This window comes from Acidimicrobiia bacterium (assembly GCA_036271555.1).
Taxonomy (GTDB): Bacteria; Actinomycetota; Acidimicrobiia; order IMCC26256; family PALSA-610; genus DATBAK01.
Genome location: DATBAK010000035.1, coordinates 1 through 21,876, shown reverse-complemented (window position 1 = coordinate 21,876; position 21,876 = coordinate 1). Strand labels below are relative to the sequence as shown.

Here is a 21,876-nt window from a genome sequence, read left to right as displayed (position 1 = left end):
CCTAGGCCAGCGCACCCTCGAGGCGGGTGAGCGCGTCGTCCTCGGAGACGTCGAGGGCGAAGCTGAGCTCGGAGACGAGCACGCTGCGGGCCTTGTTCAGCATCGACTTCTCGCCGGCCGAGAGGCCCTTCGAGACGTCGCGCAACGCGAGGTTCCGCACGACCTCGGCGACCTGGTAGACGTCGCCCGACTTCAGCTTCTCCTGGTGGTTCTTGAACCGCCGGCTCCAGTTGGTGGGCTCGCGCACGTCCTTCTTGGCGAGCAGCTGGAACAGGTCGTCGACGTCCTCGGCGCTGATCGGCGGGCGCATGCCCACCTCCTCGGCCTTCGCCGTGGGCACCGAGAGCATGAGGTCGCCGTGCGCCATGCGCAGCACGAGGTACTCGGTCTTCTCGCCGAAGGCCTCGCGGACCTCCTTCTTCTCGATCACCGCCGCCCCGTGGTGGGGGTACACGACGCGATCGCCGACTTTGAACGGCATCTCACTCCAGGCGCGGGCTCGCGGGGAAAGCCCGTCATCGTACCAAACGCCCTCGCGACGGCCTTTCGGCGGCTCTGCACTTGCACTCCATGGGGTGGTTGCCTCAGAATCGACCACGACGGGCGCGCATCCACCCACTCATAGTGGCGAGCGGATCGGGATGGCTGGGGCGTTCGATCGACGATTCACCCGGCGCGCGGGCGCTCCGGGGCCAGCCGCCGACCGACAGAGGACCTTTCATGGACGATTCCGCCGTGCAGCGCGACGCCATTCCGGGCCGCGAGGCGCTTCCGACCACCGTGGCCGAGAGCCTGCTCTCGTACCTGCCCGAGCCGGTCACGGTCCTCGACCACGAGGGCGTCGTCGTGTTCTCGGGCGGGCGCGCCGGCGAGCTCGCGGCCCCGGACGCCTTGGACGCCCGCCCGCTGTTCGAGCTGGTGCACCCCGACCACGTGCTGGCCGCGGTCGACGCGTTCGCCGACACGCGGGCGAGCACCGCACACCGCGCCTCCATCCGGGTCCCGCTGCGCGCGGCCGACGGCTCCTACCAGGACTACGAGATCACCCTCCAGAACCTCGGCGTGCCGCAGGACGGCGCCGGCGGCGCGCTCGTGGCGGCGTTCCTGCACAACGTCACGAACCGGGTGATGGCCGAGGAGGCGCTGCGCGCGGCGCAACACCGCGCCCTCCACGATCCGCTCACCGGCCTGCCGAACCGCGTGCTGCTCCTCGACCGTCTCGGCCAGGCGTGCGCGCGGCTGCGCCGCTCCGGCGGCCGGCTGGTGGTGATGTTCGTCGACCTCGACCGCCTGAAGGGCGTGAACGACACGCTCGGCCATGCGGTCGGCGACTCCCTGATCGTCGCGGTGGCGCGCCGGCTCCTCCAGACCGTGCGGCCCGACGACACGGTGGCGCGGCTCGGTGGCGACGAGTTCGTCGTCGTGTGCCCCGACGTCGTCGATCGCGAAACCCGCCGGGATCTCCCCCACCGGCTCCTCGCGGCGCTCTGCCGGCCCGTCGTCCTCGAGCCCGCGACCGTCTGCGTGACCGCGAGCATCGGCGTCGTCGACGCCGGCGAGGACGCCGATCCGACCGACCTCATCCGCGCGGCCGACGCCGCGATGTACCGGGCCAAGCGCGCGGGCGGGAACCGCATCAGCTCCTGAGCGATCACCCCTCGCGGCGCCTACATTGCGGGCACTCGGCGGGGGATCGGATCATGGCCGGAAGCGTTCGGCGCGTCGCGTGCCTTCTGCTCGCGACGGCGTTCGTCATCGGGTCGGCCGCGAGCGCGTCCGCAGCACCGTCGTCGTGGACGCTCGAGACGAGCCCGAACCGCGGCAACGGGCCGAACGAGCTGCGCGAAATCGCGTGCGCGACGCCGTCGTCGTGCATGGCCCTCGGCACGTTCCTCGTCGACAACGTCTACGAGACGATCGGGATGCGCTGGAACGGACGCCACTGGCAGATGGCGCCGACGCGCAACCGGAAGGACGCGTCGACCAACCTCCTGTCGGTCGCGTGCTCGGGCCCGGACTCCTGCCTCGCGGTCGGGTGGTCGCAGTCGAACTTCCGTCCCGACACGACCGCGCTCGTCGAGCACTGGGACGGCGCGCACTGGTCGATCGTGCCGAACCCGCCGGGCACGAAGCCGTACCTCCTGTTCGGCGTCGCGTGCCCGACCACCACGACGTGCTTCGTCGTCGGCAACCGCTACCAGTCGCAGCACGACATCGAGACCCCGCTCTTCGAGCGCTGGGACGACGGGTCGCTCACGACGGTCGCCGGCTCCGGGCTCCAGCCGTGGGTCACCGACCTCTCGTGTCCGAGCGCGACCACGTGCGTGGCGATCGGCGCGACGACCATCAACAACGACGAGCTCCGCGTGCAGACGTTCGACGGCGCGCACTGGACCGACGCCGGCGCGCCCACGCCGAGCACGCTCGCGGGTCTGCAGAGCGTGTCGTGCGCGTCGCCGACGTACTGCATGACGAGCGGCTGGTACTACAACTGGGACCGCGGGAAGTGGCTGCCGCTCGAGAAGGACGGCACCACGAAGTTCAGCCTCGGGCTGGTGCTGACGTGGGACGGCACCACGTGGGCACACCAAAACGTGCCCCGGAGCGGGCACTTCTCGAACTCACTCGCGGCGGTGTCGTGCCCGAGCACGACGCAGTGCCACGCCGTCGGGAGCTGGACTCACGATCACGTGCCGCAGACGTCGACGCTCGGCAGCTCGTGATCGCGCGCTACGACTTCTTCGCGGCGAGGTAGCCCTTGATCATGTCGGCGAAGTGCGCGGGGTTGTACACGTCCTCTTCGTAGGACCACTTGCCGTCGCCCGCGTACTTCAACAGCGTGAAGTTGTAGGCCTGGTGAATCGAGCCGTCGCCGGGATCCTGCATGCGGTTCCAGATCTTGCAGACGATCCAGCCGCGTTCGTCGTCGACGATGTGCCACTCGACCGGGAACACCGGCATCTCGCTCCCCGGCCACGATGTCATCGTCGCGACGATCCACTCGCGGATCGCCTCGCGCCCGTCGAACGTGCCGTAGTGGTGCTCGACGTACTGCGCGTCCTCGGTGAACTGGTCGGCCCACGCGCTCCAGTCGCCCGCGGCGCCGCGCTCCTGGTACCTCACGAACTCCCGCTCGAGCTCGTCACGACTCCATGAGGGCATCAACCGCTCCTTCGCTGTGGCAGTGGCCATTGCCCGCGGGAACGTCGAGCGCGGGGTTGCGATCGAAGAATCCGACCGGCGCCATGAGGAAGCCGGCGTACTCGACGGGCATGACGGGCCAGTCCTCCGGCCGCACCACGTGGGTCACGCCGAACGTGTGCCACACGACGACGTCGGTGTCGACGAGCGCGCGGTCTGCTTCGGTCCAACGCGGCAGCCCGTCGCCACCCGCGTGCTGGTTCGGGTACTCACCCGCGGCCCGCCGCTCGTCGGGCGAGTAGGGCGTGACCCAGAGGTTGTGGCGCGCGAAGCCGGCGCGCGCGGCGATGCTCGAGTCGGCGCGCGCGAGCAGCGTGGGCGTGGAGCCCGGGATGAGCTTGTAGCCGACGGGCTGACCGAGCCGGTTCGTGCGCTGCGGGTTCACGATCTTCCAGACGCGGCTGCGTGCGGCGTCGGTGTCGCGGATCGCGGCCTGCTCCGAGGCGAGCGCCGTCGAGACCGCGCGCCACGCGTTCCCGAGCGGATTGTCGGGGCCCGCGTCGACCGTGACCGCGTCGCACTCGTAGACCGTGTTGTCGACGCCGTCGACGTCGAAGTCGAGCCGCACGTTGAACAGGTGCTGGTGGTTCGGGCCGGCGACGCCGGGACCGACGAGTCCTGCGAGGCCGGCGTCGTGGTCGTCGCCGACGGCCATCGGCGAGATCACGCCCGTGAGCTTCACCTCGAGCTGGATCGATCCGTCGAGGTAGAAGTACCAGAAGAAGCCGTATTCATAGTTGCCGACCGTCGCGATCGAACTGATCACGAGCCGCCGCGAGCGGCGCACCTCCGACGTGCCGCCGTGCAGGTCGACGTGCTTCCAGAGGATCCCGTAGTCCTCCTCGTGCATGCAGATCGCGTTCTCGATCGTGTACGGGTGACCCTGCTCGCTGCTCAACCGCGCGTCGAAGTAGTGGATGACGCCGAGGCAGTCGCATCCGAGCGTGAGCGACTGCGTCATGCGACCGAGCCCCCACTCGCCCGCGTCGAACGCGTTCTTCCAGTTGTGCATCGGGCTCGGGTGGCCGTACGGCACGACCATCTCGCTCACCGACGCGCGATACAGGATCGGACGCACGGTGCCGCCGTCGTCGTAGCCGATCGTGTGCAGCGTCAGCCCTTCGTACGGATCGAAGCCGACGCGCAGCGACCAGCGCTGCCACTGCACGAGGTTGCCCTCGACGGTGAAGCTCGTGCCTTCGGGCTGGGTGATCTCGATCGGGCGCAGGTCGGTGCGCATCGCGCCGACGTCCTCGGGCAGGTAGCTCGAGCGCTCGGGCGGCAGCGGCGTGAGGCCGTGGTCCTCGACCGTGATGACCTCGCCCTTGCTGAGGTCGAAGAACACGAGCACGCCCTCGATGGGACGCGCGTAGCCGTTGTCGGTCTTCGACTCGCGCAGGTACGAGAGCACGCGGCTGATACGGCGACCCGCTTCGAGCTGCAGTCCGAAGTTTCCGGCCGGCCACGGGTCGAGCTGCACGTGGTCGAAGTCGGTGATGCCACGGCGTCTCATCGCGGCCTGCCATTCCGGGTGCTCCTTCACCGCGAGGATGCAGGTGAGGGTCTCGCCGAACATCAGGCCGGGACGCATCCCTTCGACGACCCGCCACTCGAGGATCTCGCCGGTCGTGACCGAAACGACGGCCTCGACGAGGTCGAGCTCGGGACCGGGCACGACGAGCGCGCGCACCCGCCGGTCGATCGGATCACCCGGCTTCCACGCGAGCACCTCCGACTTCGGGGGCTCGTGCAGCACGAGGTGGATGAAGCGTGCCGACTCGGGCAGGCGGCCGCTGCCGAGCACGATGTCGCCGCCTCGCTTCATCTCGGCCGCCGAGAGCATCGCGAGCGGGTGGTCGGCCGTCGCGGTCGGCGGCGTCAGCGTCTCCGTCATGCTGCGGACCGTATCGCCGCGCGACAGTTCGGCGCAGCCAGGCCCGAGTCACGCCCGCAGGCGCTATGCCATGGCGACGGCCGCGGCAATCGCCACGCCGGCACACGTGACGACCACCGCGACGCGCCACCGTTGCCGGCGTCGCCGCCGGGCGTGCCGGGTCGCCGACATCGCCCGCTCGACGACCCGGGGCGGACCGTCCATCAGATCCACGTTCGCGGCGATCGCGGCCCGCACGCGCTGCTCGAAGCCGCCGTCGTGCTGGTCGGGTCCGTCGAGGTGTGCCGCCGTCATCGCCATCCGAGCACCGCGCGCGCGTCCCGCGCTTCGCGTTCGACTCGTTCGACCGAGCACGCGAGCAGCGCCGCGACCTCGGGTGCGGAGCGCCGCTCGTAGCAGCGCAGCACGAGCACCGCGCGCTGGCGCGGCGGCAGGTCGACGAGCTCGCGCCACACGCGATCGCGCGCCGCGAGCTCCTCGTCGTCGCGTTGCTCGACGGTTTCTCGTTGGTCGGCAGCTTCGCGTCGCTCGGCGGCTTCGGCTGCCCACAGGTCGACGACGTCGGGCGCGGGCGCTGCGGCCGGGGGGTCGGTGCACTCCGCGGTCACCCCCGCCCGACGTCGGGGCCGCCGCCATGCCCGTTGCTGCTCGGCGACCATCATGCGACGCGCGTAGCGCTCGGCGTCGCCGTTCGTGAGATCGCAGTGCGCCAGCGCCGCGCGCACGAGCGCGGACTCGACGAGATCCTCGGCTGCGCCTTCGTCGTGTGTCAGCGCGAAACCGAAGCGCAGGAGCGACGCGACGCGCGCACTCGCCCACGCCTCGAACGCGGCTTCTCTCGATTGCTGCATGCGCTCCCCCACGCCATCCACCTTGCGTCGCTCATCGATACAGACGCTCGGGACGCTCGCATGGTTGCCTGAGAGTTTGGTCAAGGCCGGATGAACGCTCCGACAACGCCGGTGATTCTCAGGAAACGCGCGCTCTCGGGCGCGCGGGATGAACGGTCGGTGACCGGAGCGCTACGCGGTGTCGATGCGATGGAAACCTTCGGCGTAGCGATCGACCGGCAGCCCCGCACGCGATGCGACCGCCGCGCCCCAGTCGGTGACGAGCTTGGGAATGTGATCCGGGTCGGTCATCTGGCTCTCGTGACACAGCAGCGCCGCGATCTTGCGTTCGATCTGCGCGGTCGTGTCGACGAAGTAGTCGGCATCGTTCGACGCCATGATCCAGAGCTCGGGCACCGTGTACGCCTCGAGCCCTTCCTTCTGCAGCAGCTCGGGATGCGCCCACGGATTGCGTGCGTCCGGATACACCGCGCAGATCGAAGCTTCACCGGCGGCGAGATGATCGGGGTGGCTCGCGTAGAGGCGCGTGAGGTTCCGCTCCGGCGAGGGACACAGCATGCGGTCCGGGCGCACCTGGCGGATGACACGCGAGATGTCGCGCCGCAGCTCGATCGTGGGCTGGAGCCGGCCGTCGGGATAGCCGAGGAAGTACAGCTCGGTGACGCCGACGGTCTTGGCCGCGTTCGTCTGTTCCTCGCGCCGGATGCGCGGGATCTCGGAGCGAGGCACCGCGGGGTCGAAGCCGCCGGCGTCGCCGTCGGTCACGATGCAATAGCGGACATCGATCCCCTTGTCGGTCCACGCCGCCACCGACCCCGCGGCGCCGAAATCGACGTCGTCGGGATGGGCCGTCACCACCAGGATCGTCTTGATGTCGGTCGCCTCGTCGAGCATGGGCCGAGGTTACGCGGACGGTCGAGCCGTACGTTGCCGGTCACGCGGCCGGAGGCGAGACCGGAACAATCGTCGAGGCTCGCCAGCGAGCGCGTGAGTCGGCGCCGGCGGAAGGGAGCCGGCGAGGGAGCGAGCGAATAAGTTCGACCGCATGCCCGGTCGCCGTCCCGCTGAGCCCGAGCCGCCGCTCCTGGAGGGCAGCGAGCTCATCGGTCTGCTCGCCGACGACGACCGCCGCAAGGTCGTCGCCGCGATGGTGCTCGGCGCGTCGACGACGCCGGAGATCGCCGACGCCGGTGGGCTCGGGCTGCGCGAAGTGGTGCGGGCGCTGAACCGGCTCGAGACCGCGGGGCTGGTCGTGAGCGGCGCCGGCGACGATCACGTGCTGCTCGAACGCGCCTTCGCGCTCGCGGCGCGTGCCGACGCCGCGAACCGGCCGCGCGTCGAGGAGCACGGCGACTCGCCGCCCGACGAGGCGAAGGTGCTGCGCGCGTTCGTGCGCGACGGCCGGCTCACTTCGATCCCGAGCTCGTGGGGCAAGCGTCGAATCGTGCTCGAGTGGCTCGCGCAGCGGTTCGAACCGGGGCGTCGCTATTCGGAGACGTTGGTGAACCTCTCGCTCGCGCAGGTACACCCCGACACCGCCGCGCTGCGCCGCTACCTCGTCGACGACGGCTTCCTCTCGCGCGACCACGGCGAGTACTGGCGCTCCGGTGGCCGGATCGACCCCGTCGACAAGGACTGACGCCACCGGCCTGCGGCGCGCAATGACTCGACAGCTGTCCTTCTGCGCTCGCTCTGCCCGCGCCTTCGGCCGCGTGGGAGCGAGTCGTCCTGTGACTGCACGCGCGGCGTGCTACGTGCTTGCGTTCACCATGCGGGCGAAGCCGTCGCGCCAGGGAACGGTGGTCGGGCCGACGAGCTCGTGCATGCGCGTGTTGTCGGTGGTGACGCTCGCGATCGTGCGGTCGGTCACGACGAAGCTCGCGTCCTTGCCGACGAGCCCGGCCATGTACTGACACCACTCCTCGATCGACACCGTCTCGTCGCCCGCCCAGTTCACGATCGTCGCGGGTACCGACGCGCGCGAGAGCAGCGCCGGGATCATCGCGACGAGATCGTCTTCGTGGATCGGATTGAACTGGTTCGGTCGCTCGGGATGCAGCGCGACCGGGTCGCCGTTCAGGATCTGCGCGAGGTGGAACGCGGGCCAGCCGCCGTTGTCGCCGTAGGGCACGTTCAGGCGCGCGATGGTCGTCGGCAGGTCCCACTGCCGCGCGGCGGTGCGCACGACGGCCTCCGCCGCGATCTTGGCGATGCTGTAGGTCGGCATGATCGCCCGGTGGTTGTCACCGAGCGGATCGACCTCGCGCAGCTTGTGATGCCCGGCGGGCGCGTACACGCCCGTCGACGAGCAATGAAGGAAGGCCCGCGCGCCCCGGCAGCGCGCCATCAACAGACCGGCGGCTTCTGCGTTCGCGGTGATGTCGAGGTCGAACCGGCCCGACTTCACGACCGCGAGGTTCAGCACGACGTCGAACTCGTCGGGAACGGCGGCGAGGTCGTCACGCGCGATGTCGACCGCGAGGCAGCGCACGCCGACGCCCTCGAGCTCGGCGCGCGCGTTCGCATCGCGGAACCGCGCGAGCGCGGTGACCTGGTTGTCGCGCGCCAGCGCTCGGGTGATCGGCAGCGCGACCTGGCCGGTCGCGCCCGTGACGAGGACTCGTTCTCCGCTCAGCACCCCGACATCTTCACCCACGGCGGCTCACGCGCGCTCGCTACGCGAGATGCGCGCCGAACCAGTCGAGCGTGCGCTGCCACGCGTCCTTCGCCGACGGCTCGTGATAGGCGTCGGGCCGATCGTTGCAGTTGAAGCCGTGACCCGCGTCCGGATAGCGCACGACCTCGGCGTCGACGGGCGCCTCGGCGACGACCCGCCGGAGCGCCTCGACCTCGTCGATCGGAATGCCCTGGTCGAGATCGCCGTAGAGGCCGAGCCACGGCGTCTGGAGTCCGGGCGCGATGTCGAGCCCCGACGGGAAGCCGAAGCGGCCCTCCGCGAGCCCGCCGCCGTAGAAGGTGACGGCCGCGCCCAGCGTCCACTGCGTCGCCGCGAACAGCGTCACCGACCCGCCCATGCAGAAGCCGACGATGCCCGTCGCCGAATCGGAGAAGCCTCGCGAGCTCAGCTCCGCGAACGCGGCGTCGAGGTCGGTCTCGATGCCGCCGGCGGTGAGCGACATCATCGCCGGGCGCACCTGCTCGAAGTCGCCGTAGTCGAGCACCGGCGAGCCCGAGCGGTGGAAGAACGCGGGCGCGATCGCGGTGTAGCCCGCGGCGGCGAGACGATCGCAGATGCTCTCGATGTGCGTGGTGACACCGAAGGCCTCCTGCACCACGACGACGCCGCCGCGCGCGTCGCCGTCGGGAGTCGCGAGCGCGGTGGGCATGTCACCGTCGGCCGTCGCGAGCGAGATCTGTTGCACCATCGACTGTCCCCTCGAGCTCAGTGGGTCGGACGGCGACTGTCTACCCGCTCCGGCGCGCCCTCAGCGCGCGGCCGGCTCGACCAATGCGCGCCGCAGCGTCACGAGCGCGTCCGCTTCCAGGCCGTGTGTCTCGAGGTAGTGCTCCGCGCCTCCGTGGCGTTCCCGCAGCTCGCGTAGTGTGCGTCGCATCACGTCGATCTCTGCGGCGTAGAAGGGATCGCTCACCTCGACGGGAGCACGAGCCGCCTCGGCCTGCGCGCGGTGGCGTTCGAGCAGCTCGCCGATGTGCTCCGCCGTGAGCGCGTAGTCGGCGGCGATCACCTCGTCGTCGACACCGAGCACCGACAGCAGCAGCGCGGCGACGATTCCGGTGCGGTCCTTACCGGCCGCGCAGTGGAAGACGATCGGGTGCGCGCCCTCGTCGGCGAGCGCGCGCAGCACGCGCACGAACCGGTCGGCGTAGCGATCGAGCATCAACACGTAGATCTCGTCGAGCGTCATCGTCGCGGGATCGGGCGCGTCGGGCGGACGCTCGACGTGCTCGGCGCGCGTCTCGTCGGCGATCGGCAGATGATGGACGACCACGCCGTGCGCCCCGAGCGGGCCGTGCCCATAGGTCTCGACCTCGTGACCCGCGCGCAGGTCGACGACGGTCACGAGCCCGAGCACCTCGACCAGGTGGCGGACATCCTCGGCACTCAGCCGCGAGAGCGAGTCGCTGCGGAACACCCGGCCGCGGCGCAGCCGGCCGGCCGCCGTCGGATAGCCGCCGAGGTCCCGGAAGTTCGCGGGACCGTCGAGCTCGATGCGGCGAGGGGATTCCGCAGTCACGAGGTCATATTCGCACGGCGCCGGAATCGGTCGTGCGGTACGTTGCCCGGGCCGACTCGCCGGACGAGGGAGTACGCGTCATGCCGAACAAGGTTCCGCAGAAGAACGACGGCAAGAAGGCCGGCAAGTCCCTGAAGGAGAAGCGGGCCGACAAGCAGGCCAAGAAGGCCGCCAAGCGCAACAGCTACTAGCGGCTCTCCCTGCGGCGCTTCCCCACTTCGCCTGATTCACCCACGCGGTGAACGCTCGCGATCTCGTCGCGTTCTACGCGGATCCCGAGTCGGGCGCATGGAGCGAGATCGGCTACGAGCCGTTCCCGCTCGGCGTGCCTGATCCGCCGCCGCACATCGCCGCGCCACCGAACATTCATCTGCGCGACCTGCGCGCGCGATACGACGTGATCGTCGTCGGCAGTGGCGCCGGCGGGGGCGTGAGCGCGTGTGTGCTCGCGGAGGCGGGTGCATCGGTGCTCGTCGTCGAGCGCGGTCGCTGGCTCGATCGCGACGACGTACCTCGCGACCATCTGCGCAACCACCGCTTCCCCGCGCGCGGCGACGGCGTGAGTCCGACCGGCCATCCGCGCGCGACTGTCGACGACGCGGGCGTCGAGGTCGCGCTCGGGCCGACCGACGACGGCTACCACCACAACGCGATCACCGCGGGCGGTGGAACGCGCGTGTTCGGCGCGCAGGCGTGGCGCTTCCTGCCCGACGACTTCCGCATGGCGACGCGCTACGGCGTACCCGAAGGATCCGCGCTCGCCGACTGGCCCATCACCTACGACGACCTCGCGCCCTATTACGACCGGGTCGAATGGGAGCTCGGCGTGGCCGGCGCGACCGGTCACCGGCTCGAAGCCCCACGTACTCGCGGCTACCCGATGCCCCCGTTCTCACCTTCGCCCGAGGCGCGCCGGCTCGACGCCGCCGCGCGCGAGCTGGGCTGGTCGACCGCGCCGGTTCCGTTGCTCGCGAACTCGATCCCGTTCGGCGGCCGCGCCGCGTGCGTGCGCTGCGGCTTCTGCGTCGGCTTCGCGTGTCCGGTCGACGCGAAGAACGGCACGGCGACCACGGTGCTCGCGCGCGCGATCGCGGCGGGTGCGACGTTGATCGGCGAGACGCAGGCCGTGCGCGTCGACGACGACGGCAACGTGACGTTGCGCGCGGCAAACGGCGAGCGAGTTGTACGCGGTGGGCGCGTCGTGCTCGCGGGTGGCGCGGTCGAGAGCGCGCGTCTGCTGCTCGTGAGCGGGCTCGGCAACGACTGGGTCGGCCACTGCCTGCAGGGCCACACCTACGCGGGCGCGTACGGACGGTTCGACGACGTCGTGATCGACGGGCTCGGTCCGGGGCCGGCGATCGCGACGCGCGACTTCTCGCACGGCAACGACGGCATCGTCGGTGGCGGACTGCTCGCGAACGAGTTCGTGAAGCTGCCCGCGCTGCATCTCGTATGGGCCCTGCCTCCGAACATCGCGCGCGACGACGACTCGGTCCGCGCCGCGATGACCGAGGGCTACCTGCGCACCGGCCACGTGATGGGACCGGTGCAGGAGATCCCGACGCGCGCCGCACGCGTCCGACTCGCGGATCACGTGACCGACCAGTACGGCGTCGCCGTCGCGCGATTCGAAGGCGAGCAACACGAGGCCGATCTGCGCGTGGCCGCGTTCGTCGCCGAGCGTGCGCAAGAGTGGCTCGTCGCGGCCGGCGCGCGCGACACGTGGACCGCGGCACCCACACGGCGGGTGCTGTCCGGCGGTCAGCACCAGGCCGGCACTGCGCGCATGGCCGCGTCGCCCCGTGACGGCGCGACCGATCCGTGGGGAAGGGTCTGGGGCACCGAACGCATCGTCGTCGCCGACGGCAGCGTGCACGTCACGAACGGCGGCGCCAACCCGGTGCTGACGATCCTCGCGCTGGCGTGGCGCGCGGCCGAGCACCTGGCCGCGCAGGGATGATCAGCCGGTCGCCGTGATCCCGGCGATCGGTGGCGAGGTGAGCGCGTTCGTGTCGGACCAACCGAAGAACGGGTTCGACGAGAAGTCGAAGGCGTCGCCGGTGCTGCTCGTCAGCACGTAGCCCTCACTGAAGCTCCCGTACGTCGAAGCGCCGACGATCGGCGCCGTGAGCGCGCGGCCGCCGAGCGAGCCCCGGAACGGCGCGCCACCGAACGCGAACACGCCGCCGTCCGACGCGATCAGCCAGTAGCCCGCGCCGCCGGGGCTCTGACACCCGTCGATCGCCCACGGGCACGGCGCGGCCGCCGCGACGATCGGGCGATTGAGCTTCAACGCGCCGGTCGAGCCGCGGAACTGCGCGTCGCCGTACGCGAACACACCGCCGTCGGAGGCGACGAGCAAGTAGCCGTGATGTGACGGCGTCGCGATCGCGGCGACGATCGGCCGGTTCAGCGGGAGCGGGAAGAACTCGCCGAGGTTGGGCGCGTCACCGAACGGCACGACGCGACCGGCGTTCGTGAACAACCAGTACCCGGCTCCCGAGGCGGTCGACACGATGCTCACCGCGCGCTCGGACGCGGACCAACCCGAACGGTCCGCATTGCCGGACCAACGCGCGTCGCCGAATGCGTACACCTGACCGAGCGAGTTGACGACCCAGTAGCCACCGCCGTCGCGTGTCGCGGCGAGCGCGGTCGCGGGCGCGGTCGGTGTGGTCGCGCGGCCGAGGTAGGGCGCGCCACCGAACGCGTAGACGCTCCCCGACTGACCGAGCGTCCACCAGCCGAGGCGCTTCGTGGTCGACAGCGACCCCGCGATCGTCAGCGTCTCGTCGCCGCGGTCGCCGTCCGGAATGGCGACGACGTTGCCGAACCGGCCCGTGAACTGCACGCGCGCGCCGACGAGGTCACGCGTTCCGCTCGTGAGGATGAGCGTGAACGTCACCGCCGAGGTGCCATCTGCGTCGGCGAAGCACGACTGGGTTCCGACGACGGTGCCTCGCAGCTGCGCGCCATCGTCGCGTTGCAGCGTCGCGGTGCCGGTGAGCGACTGCGACGCGTCGCCGTGTGAGCACACGGTCGCCTCGGTCGTCGTGATGTCGTACGACCCGTTGCCGAGCTGGCCGAGCGAGTGGTAGTTGCCGACCTCCTCGTGCGTGTTCTCCGGCGTGAACGTCAGGAAATGCGACCCCGTCGCTTCGCCCGCCACCGACTGGCTGCTCGTCGACGCGTCCGCTTGGGCCGCGCACGCGCCGACGAGCCCCACAATCACCAGCCCGACCGTGATCCGTCGCCCCACCATCGCTTCACCCCTTCGCCCTCAGGTCAGCTCTCCGCGCGCGAGGAGCTCGACCGGATCCTGCATCCGCACCATGCCGAGATAGCCGCCGCCACGCTCGATGCTGTCGTGCACCGAATAGCCGAGCACTTCCTGCGCGCGCCGCGGCAGGCGCGCCGCGAGCTCGGGCGGCGTCGACAGGTAGTTGTTCTCCTCGGTGCGCAGCCATCCGAGGCAGTAGCTCAGGTGCGCGCCGCGGCGCGCGACGTCGGTCGTGTTCGCGCCGCCGCCGTGGATCGTGCCGCCGGAGTAGATGACCGCCGAGCCCGCGGGCATCTCCGCGTAGGCGGCGGCCTCGAGCGGCGGCGGCGCGAGCACCTGCTCCATCGCGGGCCGCGTGCGGTCCTCCCATCGATGGCTTCCCGGCACGACACGCGTCGCGCCGTTCTCGCGCGTGAAGTCGACGAACGCGATCACGGTCGCGAGCTGGAGCTCGGGGTGCGGCCACGGCACGTCGGCCCACACCAGCTCGTCGCGGTGCAACCACTGCTCGTCGGAACCGGGACCGCGCTGCAACAGGTGCCCGAGGTTGAGCTGATAGCGCGCGCACGACGGCAAGAGGACGCGATCGCACAGCGCGAGCAGCAACGGATGGCACATCACGTCGACCGCGAACGTCGGCGACAGACCCGGCATCCCCGCGACCTGTTTCGTGAACGGCCCGTGGAACACTTTCATGACCGGGTTGAGCATCTCTTCGTCGGGATCGGCCGCCGCGACGGCCGCCTCCACGTCGTCATTGACCCGCTGCACGACGTCCATCGGGAGCAGGTGCTCCACGATCACGACGCCGTCGCGTTCGAACGCGGCGTGGACCGCGTCGGCGTCGGGCTCTCCGCTCCTGGCGTCGAATCGTTCGACCATCGGTGCCATGACCACCCCCGTCGTCATGGTCAGGCTACGTGGGGGTTCCGGCCAGAACCGGCGGTCGCGGAGCGGCCCGCCGGTGTCGGCGGCTGAGCGCGTCGGGCGCGGCGAGTGCGCCAATCGAGCAAGATGGCGCGGTGAGTGACACGGCCTTCACGTCGAGCCCGTTCGTCGGTGAGATCGCGCCGATCACCGAGACCGACGACGAGATCCGCGCCTTCCTCGCCGACGCCGAGATCCCGCCGTTGCTGCCCGCGCTCGCGTACCTCACCGGCGATCTGTCGTTGTTGCGCGATCACCTGCGACCCGACCCGCTGCTCGCAACCGCGCTCCCGCAGGGCGGGCTCACCGACGAGCAACAGGCCGAGGTGCGCGCGATCGCGCTCGACGTGCTCGCGCGCTTCCGCGACGGCGGCGGTCGCGTCGTGCCACCGCCGAGCGACGCGGACCTGCTGCGCATCATGGAGTTCGCGGTCGGCGTGAGCGACATGGCGCCGTACCTGCCGCTGCTCGAGGAGGAGCTCGCGTTCCGCGGCGAGGACCGGCGCGCGCCGGCGTGGCACAAGTCGCAGCTCGCGCCCGACACCGACTTCTCCGTCGTCGTCATCGGCGCGGGCATGTCGGGACTGCTCGCCGCGCACCGGCTGCAACAGGCGGGCGTGCCGTTCGTCGTCGTCGAGAAGGACGACGACGTCGGCGGCACGTGGCTCGAGAACACGTATCCCGGCTGCCGCGTCGACAACCCGAACCACAACTACAGCTACTCCTTCGCGCAACGACACGACTGGCCTTTCCACTTCTCGACCCAGGACGTGTTGCTCGATTACTTCCGACGCTGCGCGAAAGAGTTCGGTTTAGGCGCGCACATTCGGTTCGGCACCGAGGTGACCTCGGCGACATGGTCCGACGCGGAGCGCGCGTGGACGGTGCAGACCCGCGATCACGATGGTCGCGAGGACACGATCACCGCGAACGCGGTCATCAGCGCGGTCGGGCAGCTGAATCGACCGTCACTGCCTCCGATCACGGGGCGCGACTCGTTCGCGGGCCCCGCGTTCCACTCCGCGCGCTGGGACGCGAGCGTCGACCTGCGCGGCAAACGCGTGGCGGTCGTCGGCACCGGCGCGAGCGCGGTGCAGTTCATCCCCGAGATCGCGCCCGTCGTCGGCGAGCTGCTCGTGTTCCAGCGCACGCCGCCATGGCTCGGCGAGACCGGCGACTATCACGCCGCCGTCGAGTCGGGATTGCAGTGGCTCTACTCACACGTGCCGTCGTACAGCGAGTGGAACCGCTTCTGGATCTTCTGGAAGATGGGCGACGGCGTGCTCCAGGGCGTGCGCGTCGACCCCGCGTGGGAGCCGAAGGACGCGTCGGTCAGCGTGATGAACGACTTCCTCCGGATGATGCTGACGCAGTACCTCGAGACGCAGTTCGCGGCACGTCCCGATCTCCTTCCGCACGTCATCCCTACGTATCCTCCGGGCGCGAAGCGACTGCTGCGCGACAACGGCGTGTGGGCCGGCGCGCTGACGCGCGACAACGTGCGCCTCGTGACCGAGTCGATCCGCGAGATCACGCCGAACGGTGTCGTGACCGCCGACGGCGAGGAACACATCGTCGATGTCGTCATCTACGGCACCGGCTTCGAGGCGTCGAAGTTCCTCACACCGATGAAGGTGTTCGGGCGCGAAGGCGTCGACCTGCACGAGCAGTGGCACGGCGACGCGCGCGCCTACCTCGGCATCACGGTCCCCGAGTTCCCCAACCTGTTCTGCCTCTACGGCCCGAACACGAATATCGTGATCAACGGGTCGATCATCTACTTCTCGGAATGCGGCGTCCGCTACGTCCTCGGCTGCATCGGTGAGCTCCTGCGCGGCCATCACCGCGCCCTCGACGTGCGCCGGCCCGTGTTCGACGAGTTCAACGAACGCGTCGACGCCGAGAACGCGCTGATGGCCTGGGGATGCTCGACCGTCAACAGTTGGTACAAGAACGAGCACGGCCACGTCGCGCAGAACTGGCCGTTCACGCTGCTCGAGTACTGGCAGCGCACGCTCGCTCCCGACCTCTCCGAGTACGAAGTCCTCGATTAAGCCGCGGCGACCCGCTGCCCGTAGCGGCTCATCAGCTCGGGCCATCCGCCCTGACCGGAGACGCCGTCGCGCAGATCGGTCCAGCCGTCGCCGTGCCGATCGAGCTCGGAGTGGATGAGCTCGACGCGCGTCGCGCCGTCGCCCTCGTCGGTGAAGCGAACGTCGACCCGACTCGCGTGCGAGGGATCGGCCTCGTACTGGAACGCGCCGTTGAGGTGCCAGGAGAACGCGACGTGACGCGGCGGGTCCCATGCGAGCACGCGTCCCCAGTCGCACTCCGACCCATCGACGCCCTGCTCGTACCAGCGGCCCCCGACGCGCGGCTCGAGCAACGCCTTCGCCATCTCGGCCGTGGCGATGTGGTGCGTGCGCGGCCACCACGAGTCGAAGTCCTCGGTGAAGACGCGAAAGGCGCGCTCGATGGGCGCCTGGACGACGATCGACTTCGAGACGGACGTCTCCTCAGACGTGATCATGACCCCTCCTGTGTGGGTTCTTCGGGTTGTTCGACGGCCTGTTTGAACGCCGCGAGCGCGTCGCTCCAGATGCGATCCAGCCACTGCTGCAGCACGGCGACCCCGCTCGGATTCAACGCGTAGAGCCGTCGGTTCCCGACGGCCCGGTCGACGACGAGCCCCGCGTCCTTCAGCACCTTGAGGTGCTGGGACACCGCGGGCCGGCTGACCGGCAGCGCCGCCGCGAGCTCTCCGACGGGCAGCGGTCCGGCGGCCAGCCGCTCGCAGACCGCCCGCCGGGTCGGGTCGCCGAGGGCGTCGAGAACTTGGTTCGTTGTCACTTACCGTAAGTTAATACTTACCTACTTCGACGTCAACTGTTGCTCGAATTGCCACGCTCCGTCGTCAAGGTGACCCCGCAACCGGCCGAACTAAGTGAGGCAGTTGGAAGGCTGGAGGAGGTCCCCATGAAGCGCGTCGCCATTGCATGTCTGCTCGTCGGGGGCATGGTCGCGACCTTTGGTGGCGCCAATATGCCCTTGGGAGCGGAGGTCTCGGGGAGTGGGGGCAGCGGACCAGTGGTCGCGGCAACCTCGAACGCGAGCGGCACCGCAGGCTGGACCGTGACGGCCGGTGGCCAGGTGTCGACCACGGGCAGCGCGCACAACTACGGCGGGCTGTCCGGCTTCGCGCTGCACTCTCCGATCGTCGGCATCGCCGCGCTCCCGGCCGGCAACGGCTATTGGCTGCTCGGTGCCGACGGCGGTGTCTTCAGCTTCGGCGGCGCGCGCTTCTACGGCTCGACCGGCGCGATCCGCCTGAATCAGCCGATCGTCGGCATCGCCGCGACGAAGACGGGTCACGGCTACTGGCTCGTCGCCCGGGACGGCGGCATCTTCGCCTTCGGCGACGCGCACTTCTACGGGTCGACCGGCAACATCCATCTGAACCAGCCGATCGTCGGCATGGCCACCCAGCCCTCGGTCGCGGGCTACTGGCTCGTCGCCGCGGACGGCGGCATCTTCACGTTCGGACAGGCGCGCTTCGCCGGCTCGACCGGCGGCATCCACCTCGCGCAGCCCGTGCGCGCGATGGCGGCGACGCACGACGGTCACGGCTACTGGCTCGTCGCATCCGACGGCGGCATCTTCGCCTTCGGTGACGCCCACTTCTACGGCTCGACCGCGGGATCGTGCATCGGTGTCGTCGGCATCATCCCGACGACCAACGGCTACATCATCGCCGGCTCCGACGGCTCGCTGCGCCAGATGACCGCGCAGAGCGCGGCGTCGCAGTCGCAGCCGAGCTCGTGCCCGAGCAGCCCGTGCCCGTCGTCGTACCTCGGCGCGATCGTGGCGAGCGTGAACGCGCAGCGCAACGCGCACGGCCTCGGATCGCTCTCGGTCTCGAGCCAGCTGATGTGGGCCGCCAGCCGGCGCAGCGCGATCCAGGCGACGAGCAACCTCATGAGCCACGACGGTTGGACGACCGTCATCCAACAGTCCGGCTACCCCGCCGGCTGGTGGGGCGAGAACGTCGCGGTGGGCTTCACGACACCCGACGCGGTGATGACCGGCTGGATGAACAGCACCGGCCACCGCGAGAACATCCTGAGCCCGCACTACAGCCAGATCGGCGTGGGCTGCGCGTACAGCCGCTCACACGTCGCGTACTGGACGCAGGACTTCGGCGCACCGTCTTGACGGTCGCGGTCGGCTGACTCCACACGCGATTCGGGCCCGGTCTTGCGACCGGGCCCGAATCCAAGTGTGAGGAGCGGCTACAGGACGGAGACGCCGCTCGCGCCGTTCGTGCTCGATGCCGACGTGTTCCCGGTGATGTTCACCGTCGCCGTCACCGACACGTTCGTGCCGACGGGAATCGAGCCGTGGTTCCACGTGAACTTGTAGTTCGTGGTCTTGCCGGCATCGACGAGCTTCTCGCCACCCGGCGTCGAGAGCGTGACCGGGGCGCCACTGCCCACGGTGACCGTCACCACGACCTGGCCGGGTCGGAGCGGCGACACTTCCTCGCTGCCGTTGTTCTTGACCGCCACGGTGATCGCCGTCGACGTTCCGGCCTGCCGGATCTTCGGCAGCGTCACCTTCGAGACGGCGACGTCGATCGGCACCGCGGGCTGCTGGACCACCGAGCAGTTGTTGCCGGGGGCTCCGTCACCCGGGTACGCCACGCATCCGGAGATCACGACCGCGTCCCCGATGTTCAACGTGTCGCCGTGGGTCCAGGTGAGCGTGTACAGCGCACTCTGGCCGGGCGGAAGGACGACCGACGGGCGGGACTTGATCACCACGTCGCTCGACTTGTCCACGCCGTTCACGGTGACGGTCGCGGAGACCATGCCCGTGGTGAGGGTCTCGGTGAACTGACCGGGGTTGGTGACGTTCACCTGGATGGCGTCCGACGCCAACTGGCCCTGCACCCCGTTCTTGCGCTTGAGCGTCGTGGTCGCCGCGAAGTCGAGCCCGGGCGTTCCGGCGACGCTGATGCTCACCGAGTCGCTCGCCGTGCCGGAGAAGAACCCGTTGTCGACCGTCAGCTGGAAGCTGAGCGTCGACGGGTTGACCGGTGCGACGAACGTCGGCTTCGCAGCATGGGCGTTCGACAGCGTGACCGTCGGACCGGACGTCTGCAGCCACGAGTACGTGAGCGGGAAGCCGTCCGGGTCGGACGAGCCGGACCCGTTCAGCGTCACGTGACCCGACGAGCGGACGCCGGCCTGGTCGGGCCCCGCGTTCGCGTTCGGGGGATCGAACGCCGCCACCGTGATCGTGACCGTCGACGTCGTCGTCGCGGCCGCCGAGTTCGGGTTCTGCGTGTCGGTCGACGAGAGCTGGAACTGCAAGCTCGACGGCGACGCGGGCGCAGTGAACGTCGGGTTCAACGCGTGGGTGCTGGACAACGTCACCGGGGCGCCGTTGACCTGCGACCAGGTGTTCACGAGCGTGTGACCGTCGCCCTGCGAAGCGGACCCGCTGAGCTGCACCGGGTCGAGCACGTGCACGCTCTGCGGCGAGCCCGCATTGACCGCCGGCGACGCGTAGTCGCTGACCGTGATGATCACCGTGCTCGCGGTCGACGTCTTGCCGCTGGTGCCGGAGCCGGCGACGCCGTTCTGCGTGTCCGTGACGGTCAGCGAGAACGTGTAGCTCGTCGGTGAGCTCTGCGCCGTGAACGTCGGCTGCTGTGCCGTCGTCGACGACAGCGACACCGCAGGTCCGCCGGTCTGGCTCCACGCGTAGCTGATCGGGTGGCCCTGGGCCTGCGTCGAGGCCGAGCCGTCGAGGGTCACCGGAGCGGCGACCTTCACACCCTGTGCGCTACCCGCGTTGGCAACCGGACGCGTCGCCAGGGTGCTCGCGTAGTTCGCGAGCGTGGCCGACTGCGCCGACGCCTTGCCGGTGTTGGTCTTCGTGACCGTCACCTTGTACTCGGGGCAGCCCGTGGCCCCGGTGCCGCTGACGCAGGCCGTGGTCCCGTTGGTCTGCGTGGGGATGATGTACGTCGGGTGCGCCGCCGTGGTCGACGACAGCGCGGCCGTCACGCCGGTGGACTGCACCCACAGGTAGCTGTAGTCACCCTCGGCCGTGCCGTCGGGGTTGGTGATCGCCACGCTCAGGGTGACCTTGTCACCGGTGAAGAACGTGGCGCCGCCGCCGTCGCGGACCTTGGTCGGCGCCGCGACCGTCGGTGTGCTCGCCGCGATCGCGATGCTCACCGGCGTCGTGGTCGTGTCACTGTCGGCCGGGTTCGGCCCGCCGTTCGTGACCGACAGGTTGAACTGCGCGGTGTAGCCCGCCGGTGCCGCTGCGGCCGGGGCCGAGAACGTCGGCTTCTGCGCGTTCGCGTCCGACAGGGTGACCGTCGGTGCGCCGTTGCTGACCTGCGTCCACGTGTAGGTGAGCGCAGCCTGGTTCGGATCCGTCGATCCCGAGCCGTCGAGGGTGACCGCAGTTCCGGCCACACCCGTCAGCGGGTTCGCGGTCGCGCTCGCGACCACGTGATCCGGCACCACCGTGACCGTCGTGGTCTTGGCGAGCGACGTGTTGGTGTTGCCGCCCGTCGCCACCGTGTTCTGCGTGTCCTTCACGACCAGCGAGAACGTGTACGTCGTCGCCGAGCTGCTACCGGACGTCGCCGTGAACGTCGGCTTCTGCGCGGTCGCGTCGGAGAGCGTCACGCTCGGACCGCCGGTCTGGGTCCACGCGTAGCTGATCGCGTGACCGTTCGCCTGCGTCGACCCGGAGCCGTCGAGCGTCGCGAGCCCACCGTTGTTCGGGAGGGTCTGCGCGGGCCCGGCGTTCGCGACCGGCGTGGTCGGCAACGCCGCGGTGTAGTTCGCGAGCGTCGCCGACAGCGCCGACGACTTGTTGGTGTTGGTCTTCGTGACCGTCACCTTGTACTCGGGGCAGCCCGTGACCGTGGTGCCGCTCGTGCAGGCAGTGGTCCCGTTGGTCTGCGTCGGGATGACGAACGTCGGGTGCGCCGCGGTGGTCGACGACAGCGCGGCCGTCACACCGCTGGACTGCGTCCAGAGGTAGCTGTAGTCGCCCTCGGCCGTGCCGTCGGGGTTGGTGATCGCCACGCTCAGCGTGGCGACGTCACCCTCGACGAAGGTCCCGCCACCGGGCCGCGCCTTGGTCGGCGCGGCGACGGTCGGCGTGCTCGCGACCGCGCCCACGCTCGTGTTCGCCGAGCTCGTGAGGTAGCCGTTGTCGACGGTCAGGCTGAACTGGTAGCTGTTGCCCGACGGGTTGTCGACGGGCAGCACCGTGAACGTCGGCTTCTGCGCGTGCACGTCGGAGAGCGCGACCGTCGGGCCACCCGTCTGCGACCAGGTGTACGTGAGCGGCAACGCCGGCGGCCCGTTCGGGTCACTCGATCCCGAACCGTCGAGCGTGACGACCGCGCCCGCGACCTTGCCCGTCTGCGCCGTGCCCGCGTTCGCGAGCGGCGCCTGCGGGTCGGCGACGGTGTAG

The 21,876-nt window shown here is 70.2% G+C and carries 20 protein-coding genes; 6 read left to right on the top strand and 14 right to left on the bottom strand.

The window, feature by feature from the left end; all coding sequences use genetic code 11:
- Nucleotide 1: 1 nt before the first annotated feature.
- A complete protein-coding gene (locus VH914_09520; GenBank protein ID HEX4491429.1) occupies nucleotides 2-481 on the bottom strand; it encodes a CarD family transcriptional regulator in 480 nt (159 codons plus the stop codon).
- Nucleotides 482-720: 239 nt separating this feature from the next.
- On the opposite strand from VH914_09520, the gene VH914_09515 reads away from it, so the two are divergent.
- Both VH914_09515 and VH914_09510 read left to right on the top strand, forming a co-directional pair.
- Nucleotides 721-1,647: a sensor domain-containing diguanylate cyclase gene (locus tag VH914_09515; GenBank protein ID HEX4491428.1), complete on the top strand. Its 927-nt coding sequence runs from the start codon at nucleotides 721-723 to the stop codon at nucleotides 1,645-1,647.
- A gap of 53 nt (nucleotides 1,648-1,700) precedes the next feature.
- Nucleotides 1,701-2,723, top strand: a complete 1,023-nt coding sequence (locus VH914_09510; protein ID HEX4491427.1) for a hypothetical protein — start codon at nucleotides 1,701-1,703, stop codon at nucleotides 2,721-2,723.
- A gap of 7 nt (nucleotides 2,724-2,730) precedes the next feature.
- Here VH914_09510 and VH914_09505 read toward each other — a convergent pair whose 3' ends face one another.
- The 5 genes from VH914_09505 to VH914_09485 form a co-directional block, all read right to left on the bottom strand.
- Nucleotides 2,731-3,162, bottom strand: a complete 432-nt coding sequence (locus VH914_09505; protein ID HEX4491426.1) for a nuclear transport factor 2 family protein — start codon at nucleotides 3,160-3,162, stop codon at nucleotides 2,731-2,733.
- Nucleotides 3,143-5,095, bottom strand: a complete 1,953-nt coding sequence (locus tag VH914_09500; GenBank protein HEX4491425.1) for a primary-amine oxidase — start codon at nucleotides 5,093-5,095, stop codon at nucleotides 3,143-3,145. Before VH914_09500 ends, VH914_09505 begins: the two co-directional genes overlap by 20 nt.
- Before the next feature lie 63 nt (nucleotides 5,096-5,158).
- The gene (locus VH914_09495) at nucleotides 5,159-5,389 is read right to left on the bottom strand and encodes a hypothetical protein (protein ID HEX4491424.1); all 231 of its coding nucleotides are present in this window, start codon (nucleotides 5,387-5,389) and stop codon (nucleotides 5,159-5,161) included.
- Nucleotides 5,386-5,958 carry a sigma-70 family RNA polymerase sigma factor gene (locus VH914_09490; GenBank protein ID HEX4491423.1) on the bottom strand — a complete coding sequence of 191 codons (573 nt, stop codon included), beginning with the start codon at nucleotides 5,956-5,958 and terminating at the stop codon, nucleotides 5,386-5,388. The genes VH914_09495 and VH914_09490 overlap by 4 nt, the downstream gene beginning before the upstream one ends.
- A gap of 159 nt (nucleotides 5,959-6,117) precedes the next feature.
- Complete coding sequence (locus tag VH914_09485) at nucleotides 6,118-6,840, bottom strand: PIG-L deacetylase family protein (GenBank protein ID HEX4491422.1); 723 nt, start codon at nucleotides 6,838-6,840, stop codon at nucleotides 6,118-6,120.
- A gap of 151 nt (nucleotides 6,841-6,991) precedes the next feature.
- Between VH914_09485 and VH914_09480 the strand changes: the two genes are divergently transcribed.
- Entirely contained in the window at nucleotides 6,992-7,585 is a 594-nt protein-coding gene (locus tag VH914_09480; GenBank protein ID HEX4491421.1) for a DUF2087 domain-containing protein, read from the top strand.
- 111 nt (nucleotides 7,586-7,696) lie between these two features.
- Here VH914_09480 and VH914_09475 read toward each other — a convergent pair whose 3' ends face one another.
- The 3 genes from VH914_09475 to VH914_09465 form a co-directional block, all read right to left on the bottom strand.
- A complete protein-coding gene (locus tag VH914_09475) occupies nucleotides 7,697-8,581 on the bottom strand; it encodes an NAD(P)-dependent oxidoreductase (GenBank protein HEX4491420.1) in 885 nt (294 codons plus the stop codon).
- Between the two features lie 40 nt (nucleotides 8,582-8,621).
- Nucleotides 8,622-9,293 (bottom strand): dienelactone hydrolase family protein, encoded by a 672-nt coding sequence (locus VH914_09470; GenBank protein HEX4491419.1) that lies wholly within the window; start codon nucleotides 9,291-9,293, stop codon nucleotides 8,622-8,624.
- 99 nt (nucleotides 9,294-9,392) lie between these two features.
- On the bottom strand, nucleotides 9,393-10,163 hold the full coding sequence (locus VH914_09465; GenBank protein ID HEX4491418.1) for a tyrosine-protein phosphatase: 771 nt from the start codon (nucleotides 10,161-10,163) through the stop codon (nucleotides 9,393-9,395).
- A gap of 238 nt (nucleotides 10,164-10,401) precedes the next feature.
- Here VH914_09465 and VH914_09460 point away from each other — a divergent pair, with 238 nt between their 5' ends.
- Entirely contained in the window at nucleotides 10,402-12,123 is a 1,722-nt protein-coding gene (locus tag VH914_09460) for a GMC family oxidoreductase (GenBank protein ID HEX4491417.1), read from the top strand.
- On the opposite strand, the gene VH914_09455 is transcribed toward VH914_09460, so the two are convergent.
- Nucleotides 12,124-13,425 carry a hypothetical protein gene (locus VH914_09455; protein ID HEX4491416.1) on the bottom strand — a complete coding sequence of 434 codons (1,302 nt, stop codon included), beginning with the start codon at nucleotides 13,423-13,425 and terminating at the stop codon, nucleotides 12,124-12,126.
- Nucleotides 13,426-13,443: 18 nt separating this feature from the next.
- Nucleotides 13,444-14,352 (bottom strand): phytanoyl-CoA dioxygenase family protein, encoded by a 909-nt coding sequence (locus tag VH914_09450; protein HEX4491415.1) that lies wholly within the window; start codon nucleotides 14,350-14,352, stop codon nucleotides 13,444-13,446.
- Nucleotides 14,353-14,465: 113 nt separating this feature from the next.
- Between VH914_09450 and VH914_09445 the strand changes: the two genes are divergently transcribed.
- Entirely contained in the window at nucleotides 14,466-16,424 is a 1,959-nt protein-coding gene (locus tag VH914_09445) for an NAD(P)/FAD-dependent oxidoreductase (protein ID HEX4491414.1), read from the top strand.
- Here the strand turns inward: VH914_09445 and VH914_09440 are convergent.
- Nucleotides 16,421-16,900, bottom strand: coding sequence for an SRPBCC family protein (locus VH914_09440; GenBank protein ID HEX4491413.1), 480 nt, complete (start codon nucleotides 16,898-16,900; stop codon nucleotides 16,421-16,423). The genes VH914_09445 and VH914_09440 overlap by 4 nt on opposite strands.
- Complete coding sequence (locus VH914_09435) at nucleotides 16,897-17,220, bottom strand: metalloregulator ArsR/SmtB family transcription factor (protein HEX4491412.1); 324 nt, start codon at nucleotides 17,218-17,220, stop codon at nucleotides 16,897-16,899. Before VH914_09435 ends, VH914_09440 begins: the two co-directional genes overlap by 4 nt.
- Before the next feature lie 126 nt (nucleotides 17,221-17,346).
- Between VH914_09435 and VH914_09430 the strand changes: the two genes are divergently transcribed.
- Complete coding sequence (locus VH914_09430; protein ID HEX4491411.1) at nucleotides 17,347-18,582, top strand: CAP domain-containing protein; 1,236 nt, start codon at nucleotides 17,347-17,349, stop codon at nucleotides 18,580-18,582.
- Between the two features lie 77 nt (nucleotides 18,583-18,659).
- On the opposite strand, the gene VH914_09425 is transcribed toward VH914_09430, so the two are convergent.
- Nucleotides 18,660-21,876, bottom strand: a 3,217-nt coding sequence (locus tag VH914_09425) for a hypothetical protein (GenBank protein HEX4491410.1), incomplete at its 5' end; no start/stop codon positions are given.